Here is a 13,438-nt window from a genome sequence, read left to right on the forward strand (position 1 = left end):
GGGTCGCAACCATGCGACTCCGGTTTGCGCCCCTCATCCTGCTCGTCTCAGGCGTCCTCATCGCCGGCTGCGGCGAGGTCAACGACGCCGTTGACAAGGCCCAGGCCTGCCTGGAGGCGCCGAAGATCCTCACCGATCTCGGGGCGAAGCTCAAGCAGCTCCAGGACGACCCCAAGGCCATGGACAAGGCGGTCGACGACGCCGCCAAGAAGCTGAACGACGTCGCCGACAAGGCCGCCAACACCACGCTCAAGCAGGCCACCGAGAACCTGGCCAACTCGCTCAGCAAGATCGACGTGAACAGCGTCAACGACGCCGTGGACGCGGCCCAGAAGATCGGCAACGAGACGGCCGACTACCTGCAGAAGGTGGCCAAGGCCTGCGCTTCGTAAGAAGGGAATCCCAATTCCTCTAGGGGAAATGGGGATAAATTACCGTTTGAGCATGGAACCGGACCCCCGTTTCACGCTCGCCAACGAGCGCACCTTCCTCACGTGGCTGAGCACTGCGCTCGCCCTCAGCGCGGGTGGGGTCGCCATGGCGGCCGTGCCCGAGGGCGTCTTCGTCCCCTGGGTGCGCAGCGCGCTGGCGATCGTGCTCGTGACGCTGTCCGCGCTGGCGGCCGGCATGGCCTATCCGCGCTGGCGCAACATCCAGCGCGCCCTGCGCGACAAGGCGCCACTCCCGCCGCCCAAGCTCGCCGCGATCTTCGGGTACGGCGTGGCCGCCGTGGCCGTCATCGCGCTCGTGCTGATCGTGCTGTCCATCTGAGATGTCCGCCGAGATCTGGGACCCGGGCCTGCAGAGCGAGCGGACCAGGCTGGCCTGGGTGCGCAGCGCCGTGGCGCTGTCCACGGCCGGCCTGGGTGGCGCGGGGCTGTCGATGCGCCACGGTGTGCCGCTGCCGGCCGTACTGGCCTTCGCGCTGGCTGCCCTGGGCGGTGGCGTGCTGCTCGTGCGAACCGGAATCCGCTTCCGCCGGGTCCAGGAGGCGCTGCACGGCGGAAGGCCCCTGGACCACGGCGCGGACGCGCTGGTGGCGTGGCTCGGGACGCTCTGCGTCGTGGTGGGAGCTGCCGCCTTCGTGCTGTGCGTTGCGTGAGGGGCCTCTCGAGACGCACACTCGGAGTAAGGGGGTGACCTCATGGAGGAAGAACGCAGGAACCTGCCTTTCGAGTGCCGCAGCTGCTGGCACGTCTGGGAAGAGGAATACGTGGTCAGGCACGTGGACGACAGCCACGGCAACGAGAGTCACATCTGGACGCGGGGTGGCGTGCCCGTCCCGCCGCCGTCATCCGGGGCCTTCTGCCCCAAGTGCGGCTCGCACCAGGTGACCACATTCCCGGAGGGGTACCTCGGGCGCCATCCCGAGGCCAGGAAGGCAGGAGAGCCCGCGGAGTCCGATCCGACACCGATGGTCAGTCCGGCGCCCCGCCGGCACGTCGCCATGGTCCACCGGTCCTGGATCGTTAACCCTGACAGTCGGTGAGCATTTCCTAGCCAGGAGTGTCATGAGCCCCTCCTTGCCGCGTCTTTGACGCGGGGGTGACACTCGGAGTGGATGTCGGTCGGTCCGTGAGCCGGGGGTGGTCTCCGTGCGCGATCAGTTCGAGAGCCGAGAGACGTGGCCCTTCGAGTGCCTGCGGTGCTGGCACGTGTGGGAAGAGGTCTACACCGTCCGGCGTCTCACCGACAACTACGGCAACGAAATGGTCGTCTGGTTACGCGGTACGGTCACCGTCCAGCCGCCGTGGTCGGGCGCGTCCTGCCCGGGTTGCGGGGCCTACCACGTGACCATGTTCCCGCACGGGTACCTGCGCCGGCACCCCGAGCTGGTGCCCGTGCCCGTGCCGGAGCCGGCAACCGTGACGGAGCCGCCCGCCGTACCCGTCGTGGCCAGGCAGATGCCTGCCAGGGCACCGCTGCCCGGCCGGTTGCTGGCGGCGATCGGCGTGCCGGTCGCCCTGTTCGTGGCCTACGAGCTGTACGAGAACCTCGTCGCGGTCACGCACCCGCACACCCACAGCTGACCCGTACCGACCGGAGCCCGGTGGGGGATTCCCCACCGGGCCCCGGGCTTCCGCGCACCGGCTAGCTGAGGCTCTCGAGCCAGGCCCGGTGGAGACCGGCGAAGCGGCCGGAGGCGGCGATCAGGCGGTCGGGCGGCCCGTCCTCGACGATCTCGCCCTGCTCCATCACCAGCACCCGGTCGGCGATCTCCACCGTCGACAGCCGGTGCGCGATGATCAGCGCCGTCCGCTCGGCCAGGATCGTGCGCAGCGCCCGCTGCACCAGCCGCTCGCTCGGCACGTCCAGCGACGAGGTGGCCTCGTCCAGGATCAGCACGGCGGGATCGGCCAGGAACGCCCGGGCGAAGGCGACCAGCTGCCGCTGCCCCGCCGACATGCGCCCTCCCCGCTTGCCTACCTCGGTGTCGTAACCGTCGGGCAGCGAGGAGATGAAGTCGTGCGCCCCGATCGCCATGGTCGCTTCCCTGATCTGCCGGTCCGTCGCGTCGGGGCGGCCGAACCTGATGTTGTCGGCGACCGTACCGGTGAACAGGAAGTTCTCCTGCGTCACCATGACCACGGCGCGGCGCAGCGTCGGCTCGTCCAGCGTGCGCAGATCGACCCCGTCGAGCAGCACCCGGCCCGCGGTCGGGTCGTAGAAGCGGGAGATCAGCTTGGCCAGCGTGGTCTTGCCCGCGCCGGTGGCCCCGACGAGCGCGACGCTCTGCCCGGCCGGGATCGTGAGGTTGAGCTCGGGCAGGATCGGCCGGTCCTCGACGTAGGCGAAGCGGGCGCTCTCGAAGCGCACCTTGCCGCGGGCGTTCTCCAGCGCCGCGGGCTCGCGCGGCTCCGGCACCGACGGCTCCTCCTCCAGCACGCCCGACAGCTTCTCCAGCGCGGCGGAGGCCGACTGCAGCGTGTTGTAGAACTGGCTGATCTCCTGCATCGGCTCGTAGAACTGGCGCAGGTAGAGCAGGAACGCGGCCAGCACGCCGATCGTGACCTCGTGGTGCACCGCCAGCCAGCCGCCGTAGAACAGCACGCCGGCCACGGTCATGTTGCCGATCAGCTTGATGCCCGGCATGAAGATCGCCACGAGCTGCATGCTCCTGGCGTTGGCGTCACGGTAGTCGTCGTTGAGCTGGGTGAAGATCTCCTGGTTGCGCGGCTCGCGGCGGAAGGCCTGCACCGCGCGGATGCCGGTCATCGACTCCACGAAGTGGACGATGACCAGCGCCACCGTCTCCCTGGTGCGCCGGTAGACGATCGCCGACTGCTTGCGGAACCACTTGGTGAACAGCAGCAGCACCGGCAGCGGGACCAGCGCGACCAGCCCCAGGTGGACGTCGAGCACCAGCAGCAGCGTCGCCGTGCCGAACATCGTCAGCACCGCGGTGACCAGCCCGTCGAACCCTGAGGCGAGCAGTTCGGCGATGGCCTCGATGTCGGAGGTCAGCCGGGAGATGACCCGGCCCGAGGTGTACTTCTCGTGGAAGGACAGCGACAGCCGCTGGAAGTGGTCGAACACCCGGCGCCGCAGCTCCAGCAGGATGTCCTGACCGATCCGGCCGGACATCTGCAGGAACGCCTGCCGGGTGAAGGCCTGCGTGGCGGCCGCGGCGAGGATCACCCCCACCACGGTCAGCAGGGTGCCCGGGCCCGTGCCCTTGAGCATCGGCGGGATGCCCGCGTCGATGCCCACCTTGACCAGGTAGGGGATGGCCAGTCCCGCCAGGTTGGACACGACGATGATCGCGGTCAGTGCCGCGATCGCCTTGCGGTGCGGGGTCAGCAGGTCGCCGAGCAGCCTGCGGGAACGCTCCCGCAGGAGTACGGAGACCTTGTCGGACAGCTCGTCCTGGTCCTCGGACGCCGTGCCGCGCCAGGTCGTGGCCGCGGGGGTCGTCATCGCAGCGCTCCTTCCGACGGGTCGAGGTCGGCGTCCTGCGCCAGCAGTTCACGGTATTCGGGCACCTCGGCGAGTAACCGCTCGTGCCTGCCCACGTGCGTGATCGTGCCGCCGCGCAGCAGCGCCACCTTGTCGGCCAGCAGCACCGTCGAGGCGCGGTGCGCGACCACGATGCCGGTGGCCTCGCGCAGCACGTGCTTGAGCGCCTCCTCCACCAGCGCCTCGGTCTCCACGTCCAGCGCGGACAGGGTGTCGTCCAGCACGAGGATCTTGGGGTTGCTCAGTACGGCTCGCGCCAGCGCCAGCCGCTGCCGCTGCCCGCCCGACAGGGACATGCCCTGCTCACCGATGCGGGTGTCGAGCCCCCACGGCAGGTCGTAGACGAACATGGCCTGGGCGGTCCTGATCGCCTCGTCCAGCTCCTCCTCGGTGGCGTCGTGGCGGCCGAGCGTGAGGTTCTCCCTGACGCTCATGGAGAACAGCGTCGGCTCCTCGAAGGCGGTGGCCACCACCTTGCGCAGCGTGGGCAGCGACAGATCGCGCACGTCGTGGCCGTCGATCGTGACCCGGCCCTCGGTGGGGTCGAGCAGGCGGGGCACCAGGGCGGTCAGCGTGGTCTTCCCCGATCCGGTGGCGCCGACGATGGCCACCGTCTCGCCCGGCCGTACATCCAGCCAGACGTCGCGCAGGACGGGCTGCTCGGAGTCGTCGAAGCGGAACCCGACGCCCTCGAAGCGCAGGTGGCCGCGCGGGTGCTCGATGGTGTCGGGGCCGCCTTCGATGGCGGGGACGGTGTCCATCACCTCCATCACCCGGTCGGCGGAGGTCATCGCCTCCTGCGCCATGGCCAGGATGTAGCCGAGGCTGGCGATCGGCCAGACCAGCTGCAGCATCATCGTGGTGAAGGCGACCAGCGTGCCGAGAGACAGCGAGGCCTGACCCACCGCCAGCGCGCCGAGCAGCAGCACCAGGGCCAGCGTGAAGTTCGGGATCACCTCGAGGAAGGTGAAGAACCTGGCCGAGAGCCGCACCTTGTCCATCGACGTCCGGTAGACCTTGAGCGCGGCGTCGTCGAAGTTGTCGTAGACGTAGTGGCGGCGGCCGAACGCCTTGATCGTCCTGATCCCGATCGCCGACTCCTCGACGAGCGTGGCGAGGTCGCCCTGCTCGTCCTGGACCTGGCGGGAGATCTTGATGTAGCGCTTCTCGAATCGCAGCGACACCCAGACGATGGGGACGGCCGAGGCCGCTACCAGCAGCCCCAGCGGCCAGTACATGTTCATCAGCAGCAGGGTCACCGTGGTCAGCTGCACGATGTTCATGACCAGGAAGAGCATGCCGAAGCCGAGGAAGCGGCGGATCGTCGACAGGTCGGTCGTGGCCCGCGACAGCAGCTGGCCCGACTGCCAGTCGCCGTGGAAGCTCATCGGCAGACGCTGCAGGTGCTCGTAGAGGTCGTCGCGGATCTCGGTCTCCAGGCCGAGTACGGGCTTGACCTGGATCCACCGCCGCATGAAGATCAATAAGGCTTCGACCGCTCCAAGGGCGAGCGCGAGCAGCCCGAGCCACAGCAGCGCTCCTGAGTCGCCGCGCAGGACGGGCCCGTCGATGACTTCCTTGCTGACCAGCGGCAGCGAGATGGTGGTGGCGATTCCGAGCATCGCCGTGAGCCAGATGACGACCAGTCTGGCCACGTGGGGGCGGAGGTAGGACTTCATCCGCCACAGTGAGTTGGATTTGAGCAGGGGACGGCGAGGTGAACGCGTATCGGGAGGCATCCCTTCCAGGCTAACTCTTCAGATCAACCCATTTTCTTGACCCAGGGACAGGGTGGAACGGTGTTTCTCCGCGCCGCACTGGGCGGCGGTCGCGACCCGTTGGGGCTTGCGCGAGGCCGGGGCGTTCGCGCTGCGCGACCCGTGGGACTCCTGGCAGTCTTGACTCCATGGATCCCGCAATCGAGGAGGTGCTCGACTCGCGCGGCCCGGCCATCGGCGAGGTGGCCAGGCGAGCCGTCGAGCGCCTCATGGCGCTGTTTCCCGACGCCGTGGTGAGCGTGGACGGCAACGACATCGGCTTCGGCATCGCTCCGGGCTACAAGGGACTCGTGTTCACGCTGAGCCCTGCCAAGTCGTACGTCACGCTCGGCATCGCGGGCGGCGCGTCGCTGCCGGACCCGGCTGGCCTCATGGAAGGCGCGGGCAAGCTCCACCGCCACATCAAGCTCCGCACCCCCGAAGACCTCGACCGCCCCGAACTCGCCACCCTCCTGACAGCCGCCCTGGACCGCCACCGCTGAGGGCACGGCCCTTGCATGGGCAGCGCATCGCGAAGGCCGGCAATCGGGCACTCATCCATTGGGAATGAGTACGACTTCCGCCTCATGCAATCGCTTGCCGCCCTGTTCCGATCGCAGCTTGGCATCGCACGTCAGGAGTGGCAGTTCGAGTGCCTCTGCCAGCACGACGTAGGCCGCATCGTAGGGGCTGTAGTTGTGCCGCAGTTCCCAGATGCGATCGATCAGACCCGTGACGGGTTGGAGCTGGATCCAGGTTTCCGCGAAGAGCTGCCTGGCCTCCTCGGCTACGGACGGGTCGAGCTTCTTGCCGAGCACGAGGCCGCGCAACACCGACGTGAACTCCAGCTCCAACACATGTGGCGCGTACAGGTCGCCAGACTCCAGCGCAGTCAGCAAATCCGCATCGGGACCGCTCGACGTGTACGCCTCGACCAGCGCTGATGAGTCAACGATCACTCGCTGTCTCCGAGCGTGTCCCTATCGCGCTCGGCTCGCACAGCCTCCACGACCTCGTCCGTGGTCGGGGTCAAGGCCCCGCTCTGCCGTCGCGCCGCCGCGTATTGGCGAGCTCGTCGCACGACGTCGGCGTTGGTGGGACGTCTTGCAACGAGTGTCAGCTGCTGAGCGGCGTAGGCCGACAGCGACATACGCGCCTCGGCGGCTCGTTGCTTGAGCGTCTCGATGACGTCGTCCTCTACGTCGCGGACATAGATGATCCCGGACATGCCATCCATGCTAGCAAAGTGCGAATGCGCCTCGGTGTCAGCTCCGACTGTGGCCAGAACGATCGGATCCATCTCATCCACTCCTTCCTCCGGTCCGGGGGAGGACCGGTTGGGTCGATACAAAAGAAGTGGCGGAATCCCTCATGATCGGGGACTGCCTACGCGGCGCGGTTGACGGGCGCCGCAGAGGGCGCCGGGTGGATTTGGGACAGGCGTTCCTGGCGGCTCGGCCCCCCACTAAGGACGACCCGACGCTCGATCCGCGTAGCGGCGCGAAGCGAAGACGGTGCCCTTATGAGGTGCCCTGGGCGATGGTTTCGGCTACCTCGGCGTGGCGTTCCGTTTCCTCCTGGGCGAAGCGTTCCTCGTCCAGCTTGTCGGCGATGTCCTCGTCCTGCTTCATCAGGGCGTCGAGCGACTGGCCGGCCATGTCCAGCACGCCCATGTCCGCGTAGGCCTGCTGCAGCCTCGGGCTCCACAGGCCGATGTCCTTGACGCAGGGCACGATGCGGCTGAAGAGCAGCGAGCGGAACAGCCGCAGGTACTCCGAGTGTTCGGTCGCCTCCTCGGCCTCCTCGACCTCCGCCGCGGACAGGCCGAGGTTCTCCCAGGTCTCGCGCCCGCGGAGGCGGTCGCGCATGAGGTAGCAGCCCTCGATGACGAAGTCCTCGCGCTCCCGCAGCTCCGACTCCGACAGTTCGCGGTAGTAGTCCCGCAGCGCCATGCGGCCGAAGGCGACGTGGCGGGCCTCGTCCTGCATCACGTAGGCCAGGATCTGCTTGGGCAGCGGCTTGGTGGTGATGTCGCGCATGACGCCGAAAGCGGCTAACGCCAGGCCCTCGATGAGCACCTGCATGCCGAGGTAGGGCATGTCCCAGCGCGAGTCGGACAGCGTCGAGTCCAGCAGCGCCTTGAGGTGCTCGTTGATCGGGTAGGCCAGGCCCACCTTCTCCTGCAGGAAACGGGCGTAGGTCTCGGCGTGGCGGGCCTCGTCCATGGTCTGCGTGGCGGCGTAGAACTTGGAGTCCAGGTCGGGCACCGACTCCACGATCTTGGCCGAGCAGATCATCGCGCCCTGCTCGCCGTGCAGGAACTGGGAGAACTGCCAGGCGGCGCCGTGCAGCCGCACGTCGTTGCGTATCTTTGGCGACATCCGGTGCCACAGCGGCGTGTCATAGATGGCGATGGTCTGGTCGGGGATGCCCAGCACGTTGTAGGGGTCGACCTCGAGGTCCCAGTCGATGCGTTTGACCGAGTCCCACTGCTTGTCCTTGCCCTTCTGGTACAGGGCCAGCATGCGGTCCCTGCCGTCGTCGTACTCCCAGGTGAACCTGCTGGAACCGGCCATCTCCACGTTCCACGTGGAGAGCTCGGCGGGGATCGTGTACAGCTCGTGCGTCGACATGGGGGCCCCTCCGCAGTGGGTACGTACACTGTACGTAAGCTTGCACGTACGGTGTACGTACGTCAATAGAATGAGCTATGACCTCCGAGCCGCTCACCCGGGCGCGCATTGTCGCCGCGGCGATCGACCTCATCGAGCGCGAGGGCGCCGACGCCGTGTCCATGCGCCGGATCGCGGCCGACCTGGGCGTCGGCGTGATGTCGCTCTACAACCACGTGCCCAACAAGGACGCGCTGCTCAACGGCGTGGCCGAGAGCGTGCTGAGCGGGATCGAGTTCACCGACGATCCGGAGGCCGACTGGAAGGACCGGGTGCGCATGCAGGCGCGGGCCTTCCGCCAGATCGCCCACCACTACCCGCGCTGCACCATGCTGGTCGTCAGCCGCCAGCTGCAGTCGGACGCCGGGCTGCTGCCGGTCGAGCGGGCGCTGGCCACGCTGCGCAGTGCCGGGTTCGACGGCGAGGACGCGGTGCGCGTCCTGCGGCTGTTCATCGCTTTCATCGTGGGCTCGCTGCTGCGCGAGGTCGGGGTGACGCCCACGTTCGCGCCCACCCACGGGCCGATGGTCGACCCCGAGATCGATGTGACCCTGTTCCCGCAGGTCAGCGAGCTGGCTCCGCTGCTGAAGAGCTGCGACCACGAGGCCGAGTTCGAGTTCGGCGTCGAGCTGCTCGTCCAGGCGATAGCCGTACTGCCGAAAAAAGGTGGGAGCCCCCAGTAGTCGGGCGCTCCCACCGGTGAGGGCAGCCGTTCCTTCCCCGAGATCGGCTGCTAGTACCAGTTGTGTGATCTGAAGTGACCCCAAGCGCCGCACGGTTTGCCGTACCTGCCCTTGATGTACTTCAGGCCCCACCGGATCTGTGTGGCCGGGTTCTGCCGCCAGTCCCGTCCAGCTCCCCGCATCTTGCCCCCAGGCAGCGCCTGAGGGATGCCATAGGCACCGGATGAGCTGTTGTACGCCTGATGGTTCCAGCCGCTCTCTCTGGTCCAGAGGCTGTCCAGGCATCGGAACTCGTGGTAGGACCAGGCCCGTTGGACGACCAGTCCGAGGGCGATGTGCTTGTTCCTGCTCTCCGGCCGGACGACCCTCTCCCGGGGCTCGGCCGCGGTTCTCCAGACCCGCTGCTTGACCTCGGGAGCCTGCCAGGAGCTCTGGTGGACACTGACACTGTCGTTCTGATCCGCCAAGGCGGCGGTCGCAGTCCCGCCGGTGAACGTGGTGAACGTGATCACCATGGCGAGCGCGCGTTTGCTGTCCAAATCGATCCTTGCTATCAGGTCGCGTGCGGACGAGCGCCGGCCGGGACGGATGTCTCGGGGCACTCTGCCGGTCCGCGTCCGTGGCTCGGACGTGGAGGGTCCGCGCGGCCGCTCCGGGATCCGTTGTCCCGCCCGATCGTGCTGGGCGGCCCGCAGGGCCCGCGACGTGTCCTCAAGGCGGTTTCTAGTACGCGCACTCGGCACCGGCCGTCGCATTCCGGCGCCGTGCGCACAGATGTTTACCCGGTCGCGGGACCCGCCTGACCTGGCCCGGAGCGGGGATGACCGGTGCTTGGCCGTCTTGATCAGTACCAGTGGTGCATGCGGAAGTGTGCCCAGGCGTGGCACGGCGTGCCGTACCGGTGCTTGATGTAGCCCAGGCCCCACGCGATCTGCGTGCGCGGGTTGGTGCGCCAGTCGTGGCCCGCGGTGGCCATCTTGCGGCCGGGCAGCGCCTGCGGGATGCCGTAGGGGCCGGCGCTGCCGCCCGCGGTGTGGCGCCAGCCGCTCTCCCTGTTCCACAGGCTGACCAGGCAGCGGTACTGGGCGTGGCCCCAGCCGCGCTTGGCGACCATGTGCTTGGCGATGGCCTTGTTCCTGCCCGCGGTGCTGGTGGTGTCTGCCTGCGCGGCCGTCGCGGTGCCCGCTCCGGCCGCCACGATCGCGGCGGACAGGACGAGCGCTCTGGTACGGCGGAGCATACGTGAGCCCTTTCGAGGGGGATCGGGGGACCGCGCCACCCTGCCGCATACGCACCAATCGTTGCGAATTGACCATGAAAAGGTAGATCACAGGTAAAGATCGCGATTTAGCTTCTTTCAGGGGGTTTGTGCGGAAAATGTGGAACGCGCCACATTTCTCCGGACGGGTAGGGTCGGATCATGAGCCTTCGCGACATCCCGGTCCGCACCCTCGCGGACACCCCGACCACCCTGGCCGAGCTCGCCGGCGACAAGGCCGTGCTGCTCGTCAACGTCGCCTCCAGGTGCGGCCTGACCCCCCAGTACACCGGCCTGGTCGAGCTCCAGCAGCAGTACGGCGAGCGTGGCTTCACCGTGGTCGGCATGCCGTGCAACCAGTTCATGGGCCAGGAGCCGGGCTCGGCCGAGGAGATCCAGGAGTTCTGCTCCACGACCTACGGCGTCGACTTCCCGCTCCTGGAGAAGGCCGACGTCAACGGCCCCGACCGGCACCCGCTCTACCAGGGGCTCGTCGACACCCCCGACGCCGACGGGCAGGGCGGCGACGTGCAGTGGAACTTCGAGAAGTTCCTCCTCGACCGCGACGGCGCCGTGGTCGCCCGCTTCCGCCCCGGCACCGAGCCCGGGGACCCGACGATCACCGCCGCGATCGAGAAGCTGCTCTGATCCCGGCCCCGCCCGCCGTACGTCAGTGGCGGGGGCCGCAGCTGCCGCGGACGATGAGTTCCGTGGGCAGCACGACGCCGCGCGGGCGGCGGCCGCCGCGCAGCAGGAGCTCGGCGGCGCGATAACCCATGTCCCGCCCGGGCTGCGCCACGACCGTCAGCGGCGGCGAGCAGAGCTCGGCCCAAGGCACGTCGTCGTACATGACCAGCGACACGTCGCGCGGCACGCGCAGGTCGAGCTCCCGCGCCGCCAGCACGGCGGCCTCACCCAGCACGTTGCCGCCGGCCACCACCGCGGTCAGGTCGGGACGGCTCTGGAACAGTCCTGAGGCGGCCGCGTAGGCCGCGTCGCGGCTGCCAGTGGCGAAGACGACCAGTTCCTCGTCCACGGGGCCGCCCACGGCCTCGCGGAAGGCCGCCACGCGGCGGACGTGTCCGGGGCCGCCGAGGAAGGCGATGCGCTTGTGACCCAGGCCCCGCAGGTAGCGCACCGCCGTACGGATGCCCGCCCGGTCGTCGGCCAGCACGGACGGGACGTCCATCGGCGGCGGGGGAGGGGGGATGACGCCGTCGAGGAGCATGAGATCCGTGATCGGGTCGGGTTCGGTGGGCTCGGCGGCGGGCAGCCGGTCGGCGAAGATCACGTTCATGCCGGCGCGCATGGCCGGGCCCCAGGTGTCGGCGTCTCCGGACGGGACGGCGATCACCCGGTCGACGCTCTGCTCGAGCAGCATGCCGACCAGCTCGGCCTCCTGCTCGGGATCGTCGCCGGTGGAGCCGGTCACCACCGGCTCGCCCGCCGAGCGCGCGCACGCCAGCACTCCTTCGGCCAGCTGGCCGAAGAACGTGTCGGTCAGGTCGGGGACGAGCAGCCCGATGCCGCCGGTGCGGCGCTGGCGCAGGTTACGGCCGAGCGCGCTGGGCCGGTAGTCGAGCTGGGCGGCGACGGCCAGCACCCGTTCGCGGGTCGCGGGACTGGCCGAGCCGCCCGACAGCACCCGGGACACGGTCGCGACGCCCACGCCCGCCGCCTCGGCCACATCCTTGATCGTCGCCCGTTCCATGGAAACGATTCCATCATGCTTTCCCGTTTGCTGGAAGTCCCGAGGGCAATTACCGGCTAGTTCTTGACACTCATGACCGTTTCCGATGAGATGCATGAAAACGTATCCAAGAAAGCACAACCCCCGGGGCGTGAAGGACTGTCATGGCATCCATCGTTCTGAACAGTGTCGACAAGATCTACGCCGGTGGCGTCAAGGCCGTGGACGGGCTCAACCTCGAGATCAAAGACGGGGAGTTCATGGTCCTGGTCGGCCCCTCCGGTTGCGGTAAGTCGACCGCGCTCCGGATGATCGCAGGGCTCGAGGACATCAGCGGCGGCGAGATCTCGATCGGCGACAAGGTGGTCAACCACCTTCCGCCCAAGGACCGCGACATCGCCATGGTCTTCCAGAACTACGCCCTCTATCCCCACATGACGGTCGAGGAGAACCTCGCCTTCGGCCTCAAGCTCCGCAAGATGCCCAAGGCGGAGATCCAGAGCCGCGTCCAGGAAGCCGCCAAGATGCTGGGCCTGGACACCTACCTCAAGCGCAAGCCGGCCGCCCTGTCCGGTGGTCAGCGCCAGCGTGTCGCGATGGGCCGGGCCATCGTCCGCGAGCCGCAGGCCTTCCTCATGGACGAGCCGCTGTCGAACCTGGACGCCAAGCTCCGCGTCTCCATGCGCGCCTCGCTGAACACGCTGCACGAGCGCCTCGGCGTCACCACCGTCTACGTCACGCACGACCAGGTCGAGGCCATGACGCTCGGCGACCGCGTCTGCGTGCTGCGCGACGGCCTCCTCCAGCAGGTCGACACCCCGCAGAACCTGTTCGACAAGCCGGTCAACCTGTTCGTCGCCGGCTTCATGGGCTCGCCCTCGATGAACTTCGTCACCGCCGAGCTGGTCCGCGACGACGGCCCCGCGGTGAGCTTCGCCGGCCTCAAGCTGGCGATCCCCGAGTCGGCCTTCTCCGACAAGCCGGGCCTCGACCAGTACATCGGCAAGAAGATCATCCTCGGCATCCGCCCCTCGGACTTCGAGGACGCCTCCTCCGCCGGCAACCACGCCAACGGCTGGGCCTCGCTGTCCGTCAAGGCGGAGGTCACCGAGGAGCTGGGCTCCGAGATCAACGTCCTGTTCCTGATCGACGCCCCGCCGGTCGAGCACGCCGACACCACCGCCGCGCAGGACAACGAGGACGACGAGGCGGCGCTGCCGCTGGTGGGCGACAAGTCCCTGTGGACCGCCCGCGTCAACGCCCGCAGCCACGCGCGCCCGGGCCAGACCATCGACCTGGTCGTCGACACGCACAACCTGCACTTCTTCGACCCGACCTCCGGCCTGTCCATCGGCCACGAGGCCAACGTCGGTCGCTGACCTCTCCTAGACTCGGGCCCACGCCGCGACCCCCTCCCGCGC

16 protein-coding genes are annotated in these 13,438 nt (G+C 68.5%); 8 read left to right on the top strand and 8 right to left on the bottom strand.

All coding sequences use genetic code 11. The annotated features are described in order from the left end of the window. Positions 1-11 precede the first annotated feature (11 nt). The 4 genes from ACIBHX_RS04455 to ACIBHX_RS04470 all read left to right on the top strand — a co-directional run bounded on the left by ACIBHX_RS04455 (position 12) and on the right by ACIBHX_RS04470 (position 2,030). Positions 12-392, top strand: a complete 381-nt coding sequence (locus ACIBHX_RS04455; protein ID WP_397064122.1) for a hypothetical protein — start codon at positions 12-14, stop codon at positions 390-392. Positions 393-444: 52 nt separating this feature from the next. Then, positions 445-771: a YidH family protein gene (locus ACIBHX_RS04460; protein WP_397064124.1), complete on the top strand. Its 327-nt coding sequence runs from the start codon at positions 445-447 to the stop codon at positions 769-771. Between the two features lies 1 nt (position 772). Further along, the gene (locus ACIBHX_RS04465) at positions 773-1,102 is read left to right on the top strand and encodes a DUF202 domain-containing protein (RefSeq protein WP_397064125.1); all 330 of its coding nucleotides are present in this window, start codon (positions 773-775) and stop codon (positions 1,100-1,102) included. 493 nt (positions 1,103-1,595) lie between these two features. Continuing rightward, complete coding sequence (locus ACIBHX_RS04470) at positions 1,596-2,030, top strand: hypothetical protein (RefSeq protein ID WP_397064127.1); 435 nt, start codon at positions 1,596-1,598, stop codon at positions 2,028-2,030. A gap of 61 nt (positions 2,031-2,091) precedes the next feature. On the opposite strand, the gene ACIBHX_RS04475 is transcribed toward ACIBHX_RS04470, so the two are convergent. Then, positions 2,092-3,918, bottom strand: coding sequence for an ABC transporter ATP-binding protein (locus tag ACIBHX_RS04475; protein ID WP_397064129.1), 1,827 nt, complete (start codon positions 3,916-3,918; stop codon positions 2,092-2,094). Then, positions 3,915-5,636 carry an ABC transporter ATP-binding protein gene (locus ACIBHX_RS04480; RefSeq protein ID WP_397064130.1) on the bottom strand — a complete coding sequence of 574 codons (1,722 nt, stop codon included), beginning with the start codon at positions 5,634-5,636 and terminating at the stop codon, positions 3,915-3,917. Before ACIBHX_RS04480 ends, ACIBHX_RS04475 begins: the two co-directional genes overlap by 4 nt. Before the next feature lie 227 nt (positions 5,637-5,863). On the opposite strand from ACIBHX_RS04480, the gene ACIBHX_RS04485 reads away from it, so the two are divergent. Then, positions 5,864-6,217: a DUF1801 domain-containing protein gene (locus ACIBHX_RS04485; RefSeq protein ID WP_397064132.1), complete on the top strand. Its 354-nt coding sequence runs from the start codon at positions 5,864-5,866 to the stop codon at positions 6,215-6,217. Positions 6,218-6,268: 51 nt separating this feature from the next. Here ACIBHX_RS04485 and ACIBHX_RS04490 read toward each other — a convergent pair whose 3' ends face one another. The 3 genes from ACIBHX_RS04490 to ACIBHX_RS04500 form a co-directional block, all read right to left on the bottom strand. Beyond that, positions 6,269-6,673: a type II toxin-antitoxin system VapC family toxin gene (locus ACIBHX_RS04490; protein ID WP_397064134.1), complete on the bottom strand. Its 405-nt coding sequence runs from the start codon at positions 6,671-6,673 to the stop codon at positions 6,269-6,271. Further along, a complete protein-coding gene (locus ACIBHX_RS04495; RefSeq protein ID WP_397064136.1) occupies positions 6,670-7,014 on the bottom strand; it encodes a hypothetical protein in 345 nt (114 codons plus the stop codon). Before ACIBHX_RS04495 ends, ACIBHX_RS04490 begins: the two co-directional genes overlap by 4 nt. A 220-nt stretch (positions 7,015-7,234) precedes the next feature. Next, the gene (locus ACIBHX_RS04500) at positions 7,235-8,347 is read right to left on the bottom strand and encodes a ferritin-like domain-containing protein (protein WP_397064137.1); all 1,113 of its coding nucleotides are present in this window, start codon (positions 8,345-8,347) and stop codon (positions 7,235-7,237) included. A gap of 77 nt (positions 8,348-8,424) precedes the next feature. Between ACIBHX_RS04500 and ACIBHX_RS04505 the strand changes: the two genes are divergently transcribed. Then, positions 8,425-9,069, top strand: coding sequence for a TetR/AcrR family transcriptional regulator (locus tag ACIBHX_RS04505; RefSeq protein ID WP_397064139.1), 645 nt, complete (start codon positions 8,425-8,427; stop codon positions 9,067-9,069). A 50-nt stretch (positions 9,070-9,119) separates the two neighbouring features. Here ACIBHX_RS04505 and ACIBHX_RS04510 read toward each other — a convergent pair whose 3' ends face one another. Both ACIBHX_RS04510 and ACIBHX_RS04515 read right to left on the bottom strand, forming a co-directional pair. Further along, positions 9,120-9,608, bottom strand: coding sequence for a transglycosylase SLT domain-containing protein (locus ACIBHX_RS04510; protein WP_397064140.1), 489 nt, complete (start codon positions 9,606-9,608; stop codon positions 9,120-9,122). A 305-nt stretch (positions 9,609-9,913) separates the two neighbouring features. Next, complete coding sequence (locus ACIBHX_RS04515) at positions 9,914-10,309, bottom strand: lytic transglycosylase domain-containing protein (protein ID WP_397064141.1); 396 nt, start codon at positions 10,307-10,309, stop codon at positions 9,914-9,916. Positions 10,310-10,489: 180 nt separating this feature from the next. Here ACIBHX_RS04515 and ACIBHX_RS04520 point away from each other — a divergent pair, with 180 nt between their 5' ends. Next, complete coding sequence (locus ACIBHX_RS04520; RefSeq protein WP_397064142.1) at positions 10,490-10,975, top strand: glutathione peroxidase; 486 nt, start codon at positions 10,490-10,492, stop codon at positions 10,973-10,975. A 22-nt stretch (positions 10,976-10,997) separates the two neighbouring features. Here the strand turns inward: ACIBHX_RS04520 and ACIBHX_RS04525 are convergent, their stop codons facing one another. After that, positions 10,998-12,038 (bottom strand): LacI family DNA-binding transcriptional regulator, encoded by a 1,041-nt coding sequence (locus ACIBHX_RS04525; protein ID WP_397064144.1) that lies wholly within the window; start codon positions 12,036-12,038, stop codon positions 10,998-11,000. 143 nt (positions 12,039-12,181) lie between these two features. On the opposite strand from ACIBHX_RS04525, the gene ACIBHX_RS04530 reads away from it, so the two are divergent. After that, a complete protein-coding gene (locus tag ACIBHX_RS04530) occupies positions 12,182-13,396 on the top strand; it encodes an ABC transporter ATP-binding protein (RefSeq protein WP_397064146.1) in 1,215 nt (404 codons plus the stop codon). The last annotated feature ends 42 nt before the right edge of the window (positions 13,397-13,438 follow it).

Source organism: Nonomuraea sp. NPDC050536, assembly GCF_044457685.1.
In the GTDB taxonomy this organism is placed as follows: domain Bacteria; phylum Actinomycetota; class Actinomycetes; order Streptosporangiales; family Streptosporangiaceae; genus Nonomuraea.

Excerpts from the sequence above, each read along its gene's own strand:
- ACIBHX_RS04455 (WP_397064122.1), top strand. The coding sequence starts at position 12 with ATGCGACTCCGGTTTGCGCCCCTCATCCTGCTCGTCTCAGGCGTCCTC.
- ACIBHX_RS04460 (WP_397064124.1), top strand. The coding sequence starts at position 445 with ATGGAACCGGACCCCCGTTTCACGCTCGCCAACGAGCGCACCTTCCTC.
- ACIBHX_RS04465 (WP_397064125.1), top strand. The coding sequence starts at position 773 with ATGTCCGCCGAGATCTGGGACCCGGGCCTGCAGAGCGAGCGGACCAGG.
- ACIBHX_RS04475 (WP_397064129.1), bottom strand. The coding sequence starts at position 3,918 with ATGACGACCCCCGCGGCCACGACCTGGCGCGGCACGGCGTCCGAGGAC.
- ACIBHX_RS04480 (WP_397064130.1), bottom strand. The coding sequence starts at position 5,636 with ATGAAGTCCTACCTCCGCCCCCACGTGGCCAGACTGGTCGTCATCTGG.
- ACIBHX_RS04485 (WP_397064132.1), top strand. The coding sequence starts at position 5,864 with ATGGATCCCGCAATCGAGGAGGTGCTCGACTCGCGCGGCCCGGCCATC.
- ACIBHX_RS04495 (WP_397064136.1), bottom strand. The coding sequence starts at position 7,014 with ATGGATCCGATCGTTCTGGCCACAGTCGGAGCTGACACCGAGGCGCAT.
- ACIBHX_RS04500 (WP_397064137.1), bottom strand. The coding sequence starts at position 8,347 with ATGTCGACGCACGAGCTGTACACGATCCCCGCCGAGCTCTCCACGTGG.
- ACIBHX_RS04505 (WP_397064139.1), top strand. The coding sequence starts at position 8,425 with ATGACCTCCGAGCCGCTCACCCGGGCGCGCATTGTCGCCGCGGCGATC.
- ACIBHX_RS04515 (WP_397064141.1), bottom strand. The coding sequence starts at position 10,309 with ATGCTCCGCCGTACCAGAGCGCTCGTCCTGTCCGCCGCGATCGTGGCG.
- ACIBHX_RS04520 (WP_397064142.1), top strand. The coding sequence starts at position 10,490 with ATGAGCCTTCGCGACATCCCGGTCCGCACCCTCGCGGACACCCCGACC.
- ACIBHX_RS04525 (WP_397064144.1), bottom strand. The coding sequence starts at position 12,038 with ATGGAACGGGCGACGATCAAGGATGTGGCCGAGGCGGCGGGCGTGGGC.
- ACIBHX_RS04530 (WP_397064146.1), top strand. The coding sequence starts at position 12,182 with ATGGCATCCATCGTTCTGAACAGTGTCGACAAGATCTACGCCGGTGGC.